The following is a 13,739-nucleotide window of genomic DNA, read 5'->3' as shown; positions in this document are numbered from 1 at the left end:
AAGGTTAGAGCGCGCTATCTGGAGGGAGGAAAATCATTCCTGGGGAGGATACGGATGGCTTCACGCTATCACGAAGTCTATGACAGCTGGAAACGCGACCCGGAACAATTCTGGGCGGACGCGGCCGGCGCCATCGACTGGTATTCGCCCTGGGACAAGGTGTTCGATACCACGGCCGGTGTCTATGGCCGCTGGTTTACCGGCGCCACCTGCAACACCTGCTACAATGCCATCGACCGCCACGTCGCCGGCGGGCGCGCCGACCAGATCGCGCTGATCCATGACAGCGCCATCACCGGAGCGGTCAGGAAATTCACCTATGCCGAACTCAAGCGCGAGGTGGTTGCACTCACCTCGGTGCTGAAGAACCGCGGCATCGGCAAGGGCGACCGCGTGATCATCTACATGCCGATGGTGGCAGAGGCGGCCATCGCCATGCTGGCCTGCGCCCGCATCGGCGCCGTGCATTCGGTGGTCTTCGGCGGCTTTGCCTCGCATGAGCTTGCCACCCGCATCGACGACGCCAAGCCGAAGTTGATCATTTCGGCATCCTGCGGCCTCGAGCCGGGCCGCGTCGTCGCCTACAAGCCGCTGCTCGACAAGGCGATCGAGATCTCCCGGCACAAGCCGGACGCCTGCCTGATCCTGCAACGCGACCAGTTGCGCTGCGAACTGAAGGAGCGTTTCGACATCGACTACGCCGATGCCGTCGCCCGTGAACGGGCGGCCGGCGCCAATGTCGACTGCGTGCCGGTGCTTGCCACCGACCCGCTCTACATCATCTACACATCGGGCACGACCGGCCAGCCCAAGGGCATCGTGCGCGACAATGGCGGCCACATGGTCGCGCTGAAATGGACGATGGAAAACGAGTTCGGCGTCAAGCCGGGCGAGGTGTTCTGGGCGGCATCCGATGTCGGCTGGGTGGTCGGCCATTCCTACATCGTCTACGGGCCGCTGCTGCATGGCTGCACCAGCATCCTGTTCGAGGGCAAGCCTGTTGGCACGCCCGATGCCGGCACCTATTGGCGGGTGATATCGGAGCATGGCGTCGTCGCCCTGTTCACCGCACCGACCGCGTTCCGCGCCATCAAGGGGCAGGACCCGAAGGGCGAGTTCATTGCGAAATACGATTTGTCGAAATTCCGCACGCTGTTCCTTGCCGGCGAGCGCGCCGACCCGGAAACCATCAAATGGGCGGAGCAGAAGCTTGATGTGCCGGTGGTCGACCATTGGTGGCAGACAGAGACCGGCTCGCCGATGACGATCAATCCCGCCGGCCTTGGCCTGCTGCCGGTGAAATACGGCTCGCCCGGCGTGCCGATGCCCGGCTACGACATCCGCGTGCTCGACGATGCCGGCCACGAACAGCCGCGCGGCACGCTGGGCAATGTGGTGGTCAAGCTGCCGCTGCCGGCCGGCTGCCTGCCGACGCTATGGAATGCCGATGCGCGGTTCCGCCAAGCCTATCTCGACGAGTTCCCCGGTTTCTACAAAACGGCGGATGCCGGCATGGTCGACGAGGACGGCTATCTCTACGTCATGGCCCGCACCGACGACATCATCAATGTCGCCGGGCACCGGCTGTCGACCGGCGCCATGGAGGAGGTGCTTTCAGCCCATCCCGATGTCGCCGAATGCGCGGTCATCGGCATTGCCGACGCCATGAAGGGCCAGGTTCCGCTTGGCTTCGTGGTGCTGAATGCGGGTGTAACGCGCGACGTCGGCCTGATCGAGAACGAAGTGGTCGGCCTGGTGCGCGAACGCATCGGCCCGGTCGCCGCCTTCAAGATGGTGGTGACGATCAAACGCCTGCCCAAGACACGCTCGGGCAAGATCCTGCGCGGCACCATGCAGAAGATCGCCGACAAGGAAGAATGGGCAATGCCGGCGACGATCGACGATCCGATCATCCTCGACGAGATCACCGCGGTCCTGAAGGAGCGCGGAATCGGCCCTTGAGCCGCTGAAGGGATTGGCTTGCCGAGGCGGCTTTTCGGATCGACGAGCAATCTTTTATTGTGCAACGCAGCAATGCACCCTACAGTCTTTCGCGGGGGGCCATCGACAAGGTCGCATGGCTCAGCAGAAGATTACATTTGGCGGCGTCGACATCCTGCGGTTTCTCGCCGCCGTCATGGTCATGGTTTACCACTATGGCTTCTGGGTGTGGGCGTATCCGGACGGCGTTTCGGCGCGCGCCACGGGCGGCGTTCCTCCGCAGCCGGCAATAGGCGCCTGGGTCGAATCCGGCTGGGTCGGCGTCCAGATTTTCTTCGTCATCAGCGGCTTCGTCATCGCCTTCAGCGCCGAAAGGTCGACGCCTTTGCGGTTTTTCGAAGCAAGGGTGAAACGGCTGGCGCCGGCGGTGTGGATCTGTGCACCGGTCACCGCTGTCGTGCTTTTGATCGTCGGCCTCAGCTGGCCGACAGATGCCGTCATCAGGCTCGTCCGCACCGGCCTGTTCGCCCCCTATGCGCCGTGGGTGGACAGCGTCTACTGGACGCTCGGCATCGAGATCGCCTTCTATGCCATCGTCTGGATCCTGCTCAGGCTTGGCCGCTTCCATCAGATGGAAATGGTGGCCATCGCCATCGGTTTGGTCAGCACGCTGTTCTGGTGCCTGTATTACCCGCTCGACTGGGCCGATCTCGCCGAAACACGCACGCTCGACCTGCTTCTGGTGCATCATGGCGTTTTCTTCGCCACCGGCGTCATGCTGTGGCTGATGCGCTTCAAGGCGATGACGACGGCTCGCCTTGCCTTCTGCGCCCTGTTCCTTTGCGGCGGCGTGCTGCAGATCGCCAGTTCGGTCGACGTTCATATCCTGAAGGTCGGGCGAGAGATGCCGTTCGCACCGCCGATCCTCATCTTCCTCGCCGCCATCGCGCTGATGGCGTGGTCGCTGCGGCTCGACCTGTCCTGGAGCGGCTGGCGCCGGATCGGACTGATGACCTATCCGCTCTACCTGCTCCACGATGTCGTCGGCGCGGCCCTGCTCGGCGTCCTGGTCCGCGCCGGGCTGCCGCATCTCGTCTCGATGGTGGTCGTCGGCGCGACGATGATCGCGGCAAGCTGGCTGGTGGCGACCGAGGCCGAGCCACGCATCCGGCTTCTGCTCGACCACACCGTTTTCCGCTATCGGCTCAAGGCGGCGTAGCCGCGAAGCATCGCAACGGCAAGCTGCGATGCCCTGCCGCGATTGCCTCAGGCGACATGATCGATGGCGTCGGCTAACCGTTTCCGCTCCTTGTTGATCCACTGACCCTCCGAGTAGTTTTGGAGAAACGCCTCGGCGAACTCCACAGGGTTCTCCCCGACGACAGCGCGGATCGGGGTTCCGTTCGCCGCGCTCTGCTCGAAGAGATCCGCGAGATCCTCCAGCATCGACACCAGGGTGTCTCCTTTCGTTATCGCCCCGAAGTACATCAGGTACCGATCCAGCGCCTCGATCGCTGCGCGATAGGTCGCGGGAAGCTGTTGCGTGCGCGCCTTGTACTGCCGGTAGCGCCTCTTGTGCTCGATCGACCCTGCGATCTGCTCGATCCACCCTGTGGTCATGTCTATTTCCTTCCTTTGTGGAGCTGTTCCAGCCGTTCCGCGAGGAAGCTCCACGTCCTCCAGAACTCTTCGAGATATCCCTGCCCCCGAGCGTTGAGCGAATACACCTTGCGCGGCGGCCCCATCTGGGACGGGATCTTCTCCACATCGACGAGGCCCTTTTGCTCGTTCCTGACGAGCAGGGCGTAGACCGTGCCCTCGGCAATGTCGGAGAAACCCTGCTCCCGCAACCGTGCCGTGATCTCATAGCCGTACGCCGGCTGCACGGACAGGATCGCCAGAATGATGCCCTCCAGCGTGCCCTTGAGCATCTCCGTCATCTGCTTGCTCATGCAACACCTTCCATCTACTTAGCGATGCCAACTACTGGTATATAGCAACACTGAATAGCGGCTGTCAACCCTGCGGCGTCGAGAGAGGTGTCGGCTCTCGCCCAAACGGCAGGAACCGCAAGACCATCAGCGACGGTGGAACGGAGAGAAGACGGGCTAAAATCGATGGCGGGATAAAAGACCAGGACCCGATGGGGCCACCTTGTTGATGGTGTTGGTCTTTTGCGGGACCGGCAAAAGCCGCAAGGTCCCAGCATTCACACGCCAGACAGGCGACATCAAGAACTTAGAGCATTTTTGCTGCCAAGCGGAACCGCTTGGCGTCGCAGCAATGCGGACGGAAAAACAGCGCCTTATTTTCCTGAGCGGCTGTCCGACAACGATCCGAACCGCCGACAGGCACGGAAATCGATTACGGGCTTGGGCAATGGCCTATATCAGACCGGCGCCTTGCCGCGCACTTCCGACTTTTCCAGATAGTAGCTCGAGTATTTGTCGAAGAATTTCTCGGAGCCGCCGAACGATCCGTATTTGGCCAGCTTCTTCAAATCGACCTTGTTCAGCACCGCGCCGACGATCTTGTTGGCGACATAGGGTTCGGATTCCAGCATCGACCTGACCATCGCGCGCGGCGTGCGCCCCCATTCGGTGACCAGCACAAAACCGTCGACCAGCGGCGCGAAGGCCTTGGCATCGACCACCGGCCCGAGCGGCGGCAGATCGACGACGATGTATTCGAACGTCTCCTTGGCGTTCTCGATGAAACGCCGCATGCCGGCCGAGGAGAGAAGTTCGCTGGTATGCGAAAAGTGCCCGCGCAGCACCGCCGGGATGATCGCCAGCTTCGTCTGCCGGTCGATCTTGCCGACGGACTGCCAGGTCTGGCCGTTGACCACCGCTTCCATCAAGCCTTGCTCGGCTTCCATGCCAAGGCCTCGGCTGAGGCCGGGATTGCGCAGGTCGCCATCGATCAGCAGCGTCTTGGCGCCGTTGGCGGCAAGCAGGCCGGCGAGATTGGCCGCGACCGTCGACTTGCCCTCGCCGGGAAGCACCGAGATGACGCCGATGACGCGGCTGCCTTGCCCCTCCAGGACGACGTCGAAGGCAATCTTGGCGCTGCGCAGCGTTTCGGAGAACATCGAGGCAGGCGAATCGATGCTGACCCGCATGCGCGCCCGTTTTTCCGCGGCCGACAGCGATTTGGCGGTCTTGGCATCCACCTGGGTCTCACCAGGCTTTTCTTCCTTGCCGAGCTTGCCGCCGATCGCCGGCAGATAGCCGAGGAATTTCAGGCCGACGCGGTCGCGCACATCCTCGCCGGTCCTGAAGAACCGTTCGTTGAACTCGTTCAGGCCGCCGAAGCCGGCGCCCATCAGCATGCCAAGAACCAGCGAAAGTCCGAGCACGACGATTGTGCGCGGGCTTGACGCAGCCATCGGCATCGAAGCGTCCGAGATGATGCGGATCTTGCCGACCGGGAAGGATTGCTGCTGCGCAGCTTCTTCGTAGCGGCCGAGGAATGTCTGATAGAGCGTGGTGAGCGCCGTCGCCTGCTGATCGAGTTCACGCAGCTTGACTTGCGTCTGGTTGTCAACGGAACTCTTGCCTTGTGCGGCCGCGACATTGGCCCTGAGCGCGGTCTCGCGCGCCAGCGCTACCTCATATTCGTTGCGATAGCTCTCGGTCAGCTGCTTCAGTTCGCCGAAAATCTGCGTCGATATGTCGGCCTTCTCCTTGGCAAGCGCCACCGCCTGCGGATGCTCGGGGCCGAAATTCGCCTCGACGTCCTGCAGCCGCTTGGCCACCGTGAGATAGCGGGTCTTGAGCGCCGCGATGACCGAACTGCTCGGCTGGTCGCTCGATATGGCGGCATCCTTGAAGGCGTTGTCGGAGCCGCTGTCGACAATCGCCTTGTACTGCTGGTAGCGGGCGCTGGCACGCGCGGTATCGGCCTGCGCCACGATGAGCTGGGCGTTGAGATCGGAGAGCTGCTTGTCGCTCATCAACTGGCCATCGCTGTTGGCAGCCAACCCGTGCTCGGCCCTGAATTTCTCGACCGCCAGCGATGCTGCCTGCGAGCTCTGGCGCAGTTCGGTCAACCGGCCCTGCAGCCAGACCGCAGCCCGTTCGGTGGCATCGAAGCTGGCGTCGAGCTGATCGGCGAGATAGGCGTCGGCATAAGCCTTGGTGATGGCGTTTGCCAAGGCCGGATCCGTGGCCTGGTAGCCGAGCGCGATGACATAGCTTCGGCCGGTGCGCTCAGCCTGGATCTCGTTCTGCAGCTTGAGGATCGCATAGTCGCGACGCGATGTGGCGATCAGCGCGTCACGGGCGGCCGGGTCGAGCTTGCTGAAGTCGGCCCCCCCGGCATGGAAGGGCTGGGGCGGACATACTGGATCACGCTCCTGACCATGCCGACGCCCTTCGCCAGAGCCGATACGGGCGGATTCATGAACGCATCGTTCTGGTCGAGCTTCAGCTTGTCGACGACCACGGCGGCAAGCCGCGTCGAGGTCAGGATCTCGATCTGGCTCAGGATGGCGGAATCGGTCTGCATGGTTGTCGACGCCGCCGAGATATCATCGACAATCTTGTTCAAGCCTTCGTCGATCAGCACACTCGCGACCGACTGATATTTGGGCGGCGTCGTCTGCAGATAGAGCAGACCCAGAAAGACACCGATGACAGCACACACGGCAACCACCTTGGCCTGCCGTGCGGCCATGCCAAGCAGCCGCTCGATATCGATGAAGTCTTCGCCGTCTCCTGCGTTGGAATTCGGCAATGGCATCCTCTTGTCGAGAGGAAAGTTGGCATAATTCATCTTCGGTCCAATTCTAGAGCCGGTCCCATTCCGATTGATCGCAATGGGCTCTATCTCACTGTTTGAGCATGATCTTTTCCGGAAACCGGGACCCACTTTCCGGGATCATGCTTTGGCTTGCAGACGCCTCGAAGATCGGGAGCATCGCCAGAAGCAACGCAAGCGTCGTGCCAGACGGCGAGGGCCTACCGGCCCCTCTTCACCAGCCATCCGACAATGCTCCCGAAAGATGGGCATTATGCGGCTTCTTCCTGGCGTTCATGCGACCGGACGAACTCCTGAAGCATCTCGAAAACCGGGCCCTTCATATCGTCGCGCGCCAGCGCGAAGGCGATGTTGGCCTGGATGAACCCTTCCTTGGAACCGCAGTCGAACATGCGCCCCTTGAAAGGTTGGGCGAAGAACGGCTGATCCTTCGACAGACGGACCATGGCGTCCGTCAGCTGGATCTCGTTGCCGGCGCCGCGCTGCTGATTGCCCAGAAGCGCGAAGATCTCGGGCTGCAGGATGTAGCGGCCGTTGATGTAGAAGTTCGACGGCGCGTTGGCCGGCGCCGGCTTTTCGACCATGGCCGTCACCTCGAAACCGCCGCCGATCTCGGCGCCACGACCAACGATGCCGTATTTGTTGGTCTCGGTCGGTTCACAACGCTCGACGGCGATGACGTTGCCGCCAGTGCGCTCATAAAGGTCGACGGTTTCGGCGAGGCATCCACGCCCGCCGAAGGACACCATGTCCGGCAGCAGCAAGGCGAAGGGCTCGTTGCCGATAACCTCGCGCGCACACCAGACGGCATGGCCGAGACCCTGCGGCGACTGCTGGCGGATGAAGCTGGTGGCGCCGGCCACAGGCAGCATGCTTTCGAGCGCCTCCAGCTGGGTCTTCTTGCCGGTCTGCTCCAAGGTGCCGATTAATTCCGGATGCAGGTCGAAATAGTCCTCGATGACCGCCTTGTTGCGACCGGTCACGAACACGATGTGCTCGATGCCCGCCTCGAAGGCCTCGTCCACCGCATATTGCACGACAGGCCTGTCGACGACGGGAAGCATTTCCTTTGGCATCGACTTGGTCGCCGGCAGGAACCGTGTTCCAAGCCCCGCCACCGGTATCACGGCCTTCCTGATTTTCTTCATCGCAAATTCCTTCTGAGGAGATCGACTTCAGTCCATTCACAGGCCACGAAAAATCCCTCGATGTGCCTGCATCTTCACCTCCCCACCCCAACGGCAAACTGTGCCGCCATTCTTCGCAACCGCACGGCGATCGGCATGCCCATATGCCTGACCGCCGCCGGGTCGCTGAGCGCTGTCCGGATCGCCTTGAGCGGGGACCGCGCCTTGATGTGCTGAACCATCGACAGGAATGACGCGGCCTTGCGCAGGCTGCGGCTGCGCCGGGCAAACGCGGCCTGCGCGGCCTCATCCATCGGATGGGTTTGAGCGAACACGGCATCCGCCTTGCTCATCGCTTCGACGTGGTGAAGCTCGAGCACGCGCGAAATGGAGCCGCTGCGAATATGATAGGCATAGCCGATATCGGGCTCGACCACGCATTTGCCGCCCTTGGCCAAGGCTTCGGCAAACAGGATGTAGTCTTCGCCGATCCTCAGTTTCTCATCATAGCGAAGCCCGTTCTCGTTCAGGAATTCGCGCCGAAAAATCGGCTTGAGATAGCCGAGATTGAACTTCGATTCGAAGACGACGTTGCCGGCGATGTAGGTGGCCAGCGAAATTTCGCGCAAATCTTCCAGATAGTGCCGCGGGAACATCGCGTCCTCGACGACACCGTCCTCGCGGATGACCTGCAAATTGTCGATGGCGATCTGGGCACCGGCCGTTTCGGCGCGTGCGATCATCGTGGCGAGCCGATCTGGAAAGACCGCGTCGTCGGAATCGAGAACCGCGATCCATCTGCCGCGTGCGGCGTCGAGGCCGGCATTCCTGGCGCCGCCAGGGCCGCGGTTGCTGGCCAGAGCGACGACCCGGACGACATCCCCGGGGTAGGCCCGCGCCACATCGAGCGTCGCATCGCGCGACTTGTCGTCGACGACGATGATTTCGACGCTGACGTTGTTCTGGCCAATCGCGCTGGCAATCGCCCGGTCGAGGGTCGCCTCGGCGTTGTAGGCGGCAATCACGAAGGAGACGTCAGGCTGCACGCTTGCCTCCTTCCTGCGGGGAAGGCTGGCCATAGAGGCGGATTTCGCGGATGCCGACGAGGCCGCTGACGACACCGACATGCATGATGCCGCGCAGCACGCTGCGGTTCCTGCGAACCGGACTGACGACGACCGGAAGTGCCGAGGCGAAGCAATAGATGGCCTTTGCCGACGCCAGGCCGACCTGCTTGACCAGGCCGACGCCGCTGGCGCTGCTGCCCAGAAGATGGCCGTGCGTCTGCCCGACGCGGAAGCGGCGGCGGCCGAGCCAGTCGAATGCCGCCCTCGAGCGCGGCACCACCTCGTCGACCCACGCCTCGGGCGCGAAGGCGATGCGGCCGCCGGCCTTGTGCATCTGGTCGAAGAATTCGGTGTCCTCGCCGCCGGTCTGGCCACGCGCCAGGCTGAAGCGGCGGCCACGCAGGCTGTCCGATCCCATCCGCAGCAGAACGTTGCAGGTGTAGCCGGTCTGGATCTCGCCGCGCACCCAGACGGGCAAGGTCGAATGAAAATCGCCGCGCCGCATCCAGTCCGGCGCGTCCGGGCGGTAGCGCGCCCTGACCGGGCCGAGCACGGCGGTGGCACCGCTGGCTTCAGCCATCGCGACCAGCTCGGTGAGCCATGACGGCGTGGCCGTCTCGTCGTCGTCGATGAAGGCGACGAAATCCGCAATGCTGGCGTCGAGGCAAGCGTTGCGGGCGACCGAGATGTTGCGCGCCGGGGCATGCTGATAGTGGATCGGCAGCTTCAATTCCCGAGACAGCGCCGTCACCAGATCGCTTGCGGTCGGCGTGTCGTCATTGTCGGCGACGATGATGCGGACATCGAATCCCGTCGGCATCTCCATGGCGTCGAGCGAGCGCAGCGTGGCGGCCAGTTCCGGCCGGCGGAACGTGCAGACGCCGATGTCGATGCTGTAGTTCTTGGCCGGCACCGCCATCACGCCACCCCGCGCCGCGACCCGAGACCGAGAAGCTGCAGCCAGAAGCCCACCGACCAGCCAAGATGCATGACCATGGCCGAGACACCGGCAAGCGCGATGTTGGCATTGCGCTGGCGGATGGCCGTCCACAGGCCATAACCCAGGCACACCGACGCCCACAGCAGCAGCGGCACCGCCGCCAGCCAATGCACAAAAGAGAAGGCCGCCAGCAGCACGACCGGAAACACCAGCAACGGCACCATCTGCCGGACCTTCGGGATGACGCGGTGCTTCAGCACGTTCTTGGCGCGGCCGCGGCCATAGCCGAGATACTGGAAATAGAGGCCGCTGAGCGAGGCGCGCGGATAATAGACCATCTGCGTCTTGCCGCTCATCCAGATCTTGTAGCCGGCCTTGCGGAGGCGGTAATCGAGTTCTGCATCCTCATTGTGGCTGAACGTCTCGTCATAACCGCCGACAGAACCGAAGGCCGATATCCGCATCAACGCATGATGGCCGTGGTCGATCCACTCCCCCTCCGAAAGGTGCCGATGCTTCGAGCCGCCGGTGCCGAGCTTGGAATTCTGCGCCGCGGCGGCCGCCTTCTGCACGGTGCCGCTGCCGCTGGTCAGCATCGAAACGACAACCGAATCGGCTCCGGTGGCCAACGCCTCCTCGACCAGCCGGTCGCAATAGTCGTCGGGATAGCCGCCATGCGCGTCGATGCGGATGAGATAGTCGGCACCCTCGCCGAACGTGCCAACGGCGAGATTGATCGCCGCGCTCTGGATGCGCCGCTTGTTGTGGAGCAGGATAACGCGCGAATCCTTGGCAATGATGTCCTCTACGATGGCCAACGTGCCGTCGGTGCTGCCGCCATCGGCGACAATGATCCTGGCGCCAAGCCGAGCGGCCGCGGGGCGCAATTGATCGAGCAGCGCACCGATATGGGCCGCTTCGTTCAGGCACGGGACAACGATCAGGCTGGATGAGGGTTTTTCAGTCTGCGTCATCTGCCTCTGTCTATCTCCAGCCATGCTATGCCAACGCCTCGGCTGCGAAGGAGCCGGGCACGGCGGTCAGGCTGCGCAGTCGCTCGACAAGCGCCCGGCAATCGCTGCGGTCGTAGCTCCAAGTCCTCGGGTTGCGGGCAAGAACACGCCCCTTCAACCTGGCGAAGCGATGCTCCTCCATCTTGCCGAGCGCGGCTTCGAGCGCCTCGGGCGAGGCCTGCGGCAACAGCACGCCGATATCCTGCTGTTTGAGGAACCGCCCGGTCTCGGTGTTGCCCATCGAGATCGGCACTGCGCCGAAACGGCAGCCTTCATAGAGCCGGTTTGGCAGGAGCCATTCGGAGTTCTGTCCCGCTTCGAAGAAATCGATCGCCCAGGAAAAATGGACGTCGTTATAGATCGCAGCCATGTCCTCCGGGTTGCGGTAGGGCCCGCGAAACGACAGCCATGGTTCGGCTTCGACAAAGCCATGGAAATCCGGGAATTCGGACAAAGCCGGACGGCCGCGCAGCACGATCTCGAAGCGCCCCTCCATGCGGCGGGAGAAATCGGCCAGCAACTCAAGCGAACGGCGACAGCGCAAGGCGCCGAACCAGCCGATCCGCCATGGCGGGCCGACCGGGCTCTCTTCGACCTCGGAGGCGCCGGGCAAGATCGCCGCGGCCTCGAAATATTTGTTCTCGACCAGCTCGATGGGTGCTGCGACCTGGCCGAACGGTTCGAAATAATTGGCGATGAAGGCAGGCGAACTGGTCACCAGCAGCTTCACGTCCCTGGCCAGAAAGCGTTCGGTGGCGCGCAGCGCCTTGCCCAGGACATCGTTGCGAAGCACAAGGCGATGAATGTCGAGGCACTCGTAAACGATCGGAACCGACGCACCGAAGGCTGATCTGGCGCGACGAGCGAGCGCCAGCATTTCCAGGTTGCGCGCGATGATGAGATCGGGCCTTGGCACGCCGCCAAGCTTCGAGCCGATCGATAGGGCAGCCTTGGCGACCGCCGCGAGGCGTTGGCCGAATCGCCCGTCACGCGTCGCGCCGAGGTCGATCGGTCGCAATCCCTCGACATCCGCGATCGGATTCGTGGTGCGACGGAAGCCGGCCAGGGTGACCTGGGCCCCACCTGCCCTGAGCATCGTGATCCGCCGGCGCACGGCCGAGTCGGAAACGTCGTGCACAAGGTACAAGACATGCAGCATAAAAACTCGACCGCTGTTGGCCCACCCATGGGAATGCTAGTACAGCTCTTGCTGCATCGCAACATTTTTGCTGCATCGATCGACGTTTTCTGTTGCACTGCAAAATTATTGCCGTAGTTTGTGGTCGGCGGCGGTGGTGGATTTTCGAGCTCGGAAATCCGTGCAAAAATCAGGAATCCTGAATTTGGAAGCCAATGCATTCGATCCGCCAGAAGGCTCCTTGCGCAAATCGGTCGGGCGCGGCGCGGTCGTCACCGCCATGGCGCAATCGGTGCGGGTCGCGACACAGATCCTGTCCGTCATCGTGCTGTCGCGGCTGTTGTCGCCACAGGATTTCGGTGTCGTGGCGATGTGTGCGCCGGTACTGGCCTTCATCGCGCTGTTCCAGGATTTCGGCCTGACCCAGGCGACAATCCAGAAAAGCGGCATCCGGCATGAAGAGGTGAACTACCTCTTCTGGATCAATGTCGCCGTCAGTGCGATCCTGGCTTGCGTCCTTGCGGGCGCAGCACCGCTGGTCGCCGCCTTCTATGGCGAGCCGCGTGTGACGGGTCTTGTCGCCGCATTCGGGCTGCAGATCATGGCCTACGGGCTGGGCGCCCAGCATCTGGCGCTCTTGACGCGCCGCATGCAGTTCGGCCGCCTGGCCGTCATCGACGTCGCCAGCGCCATCGCCGGGCTTGCCGTGTCGATCGCCTGGACCTTCATCGACCGCTCCTATTGGGCGTTGTTTGCCGGCACGCTGACCGGTGCTGTGCTGCCGACGCTCTGCTACTGGGCGAGCTCGCGCTGGCGTCCGGGCCTGCCGCGCAAGGTCGCCGGCATCAGCGAGCTGATAAATTTCGGCGCCGGCATCACCGGCTTCAACTTCGCCAATTTCTTTGCCCGCAACCTCGACAATGTGCTGATCGGCAAATACTGGGGCGAGGCGCAGCTCGGCCTCTATGATCGCGCCTACAAGCTGCTTCTGTTTCCGCTGAGCCAGATCACCAATCCCTTGTCGAAAGTCATGGTTCCGGCGCTCTCAAGGCTGAAGGACGAGCCGGATCGCTACCGCAGCGCCTATCTGCGCGTCATGCCGCTGATCCTGCTGGTGGCGCTTCCCGGCGTCGCCTTCGCCACCGCGATGTCGGATGTGCTGATCCCCTTCGTGCTCGGTGAGCAATGGCGCGCAAGCGCCTCGATTTTCCTGGCGCTCGGCTTTGCCGGGCTGCTGCAGCCGCTCAACAATCCGGCCGGGTGGCTTTTCGTCAGCCAGGGCCGCTCCGGCGACTTCATGCGCTGGGGTATCATAACGGCCGTGACATCGGTGCTGGCCTTCATGCTCGGCCTGCCATATGGGGCGCTGGGCGTGGCGATTGCCTATGCGATCAGCGAGTATCTGCGGACACCGTTCCTGTGGCTCTATGTCGGCAAGAGCGGACCGCTGCAGGCGCATCACGTGTTTCGCGCGGCAGCGCCGTTCGTGCTTGGCGCCCATCTGGCGCTGGCCGCGATCTGGTTCATCAAGCCACTGCTGCCGCAGCAGCATGTCGTTGCCCTGGCCAGCGGCGCCGTGCTCGCTTACCTCATCACCATCGTCATCGCCCTGGCATTCGCCTCCGGCCGCGAAGCCTTGCGCGAGGCTCTTAAGATGCTGCCGGCAAGGCTGCCCGCGGCAGCGCCGCGCGAAGCGCAATAATTTGGTCGCCTTCGACAGCTACGGACATCCCTTCCAGGACCAGGTCTGAA

At 63.0% G+C, this 13,739-nt stretch carries 10 protein-coding genes and 1 pseudogene; 3 read left to right on the top strand and 8 right to left on the bottom strand.

Annotation, left to right across the window (positions count from 1 at the left end; genetic code table 11):
- Positions 1 to 54: 54 nt before the first annotated feature.
- Together EJ076_RS07485 and EJ076_RS07480 are read left to right on the top strand one after the other, a co-directional pair.
- Positions 55 to 1,962, top strand: a complete 1,908-nt coding sequence (locus EJ076_RS07485) for a propionyl-CoA synthetase (RefSeq protein WP_126067460.1) — start codon at positions 55 to 57, stop codon at positions 1,960 to 1,962.
- Positions 1,963 to 2,077: 115 nt separating this feature from the next.
- On the top strand, positions 2,078 to 3,160 hold the full coding sequence (locus EJ076_RS07480; RefSeq protein WP_126067459.1) for an acyltransferase: 1,083 nt from the start codon (positions 2,078 to 2,080) through the stop codon (positions 3,158 to 3,160).
- Positions 3,161 to 3,207: 47 nt separating this feature from the next.
- Here the strand turns inward: EJ076_RS07480 and EJ076_RS07475 are convergent, their stop codons facing one another.
- The 8 genes and pseudogenes from EJ076_RS07475 to EJ076_RS07440 form a co-directional block, all read right to left on the bottom strand.
- Entirely contained in the window at positions 3,208 to 3,561 is a 354-nt protein-coding gene (locus EJ076_RS07475; protein ID WP_126067458.1) for a DUF1048 domain-containing protein, read from the bottom strand.
- A gap of 2 nt (positions 3,562 to 3,563) precedes the next feature.
- Entirely contained in the window at positions 3,564 to 3,893 is a 330-nt protein-coding gene (locus tag EJ076_RS07470; RefSeq protein ID WP_126067457.1) for a PadR family transcriptional regulator, read from the bottom strand.
- Between the two features lie 437 nt (positions 3,894 to 4,330).
- Positions 4,331 to 6,717: pseudogene (locus EJ076_RS07465) on the bottom strand (polysaccharide biosynthesis tyrosine autokinase).
- Between the two features lie 236 nt (positions 6,718 to 6,953).
- Positions 6,954 to 7,850, bottom strand: a complete 897-nt coding sequence (locus EJ076_RS07460; RefSeq protein WP_109665975.1) for a UTP--glucose-1-phosphate uridylyltransferase — start codon at positions 7,848 to 7,850, stop codon at positions 6,954 to 6,956.
- Between the two features lie 74 nt (positions 7,851 to 7,924).
- Positions 7,925 to 8,908 carry a glycosyltransferase family 2 protein gene (locus EJ076_RS07455; protein ID WP_126067456.1) on the bottom strand — a complete coding sequence of 328 codons (984 nt, stop codon included), beginning with the start codon at positions 8,906 to 8,908 and terminating at the stop codon, positions 7,925 to 7,927.
- Complete coding sequence (locus EJ076_RS07450) at positions 8,865 to 9,815, bottom strand: glycosyltransferase family 2 protein (protein WP_126067455.1); 951 nt, start codon at positions 9,813 to 9,815, stop codon at positions 8,865 to 8,867. Before EJ076_RS07450 ends, EJ076_RS07455 begins: the two co-directional genes overlap by 44 nt.
- A complete protein-coding gene (locus tag EJ076_RS07445) occupies positions 9,815 to 10,810 on the bottom strand; it encodes a glycosyltransferase family 2 protein (RefSeq protein WP_126067454.1) in 996 nt (331 codons plus the stop codon). Before EJ076_RS07445 ends, EJ076_RS07450 begins: the two co-directional genes overlap by 1 nt.
- 25 nt (positions 10,811 to 10,835) lie before the next feature.
- Positions 10,836 to 12,008: a glycosyltransferase gene (locus EJ076_RS07440; RefSeq protein ID WP_126067453.1), complete on the bottom strand. Its 1,173-nt coding sequence runs from the start codon at positions 12,006 to 12,008 to the stop codon at positions 10,836 to 10,838.
- Between the two features lie 184 nt (positions 12,009 to 12,192).
- Between EJ076_RS07440 and EJ076_RS07435 the strand changes: the two genes are divergently transcribed.
- On the top strand, positions 12,193 to 13,689 hold the full coding sequence (locus EJ076_RS07435; RefSeq protein ID WP_109665965.1) for a lipopolysaccharide biosynthesis protein: 1,497 nt from the start codon (positions 12,193 to 12,195) through the stop codon (positions 13,687 to 13,689).
- The last annotated feature ends 50 nt before the right edge of the window (positions 13,690 to 13,739 follow it).

Source organism: Mesorhizobium sp. M7D.F.Ca.US.005.01.1.1, assembly GCF_003952545.1.
GTDB lineage: Bacteria > Pseudomonadota > Alphaproteobacteria > Rhizobiales > Rhizobiaceae > Mesorhizobium > Mesorhizobium loti.
Note: the sequence above shows the minus strand (reverse complement) of the source record. Positions and strands in the feature narration are given on the sequence as shown.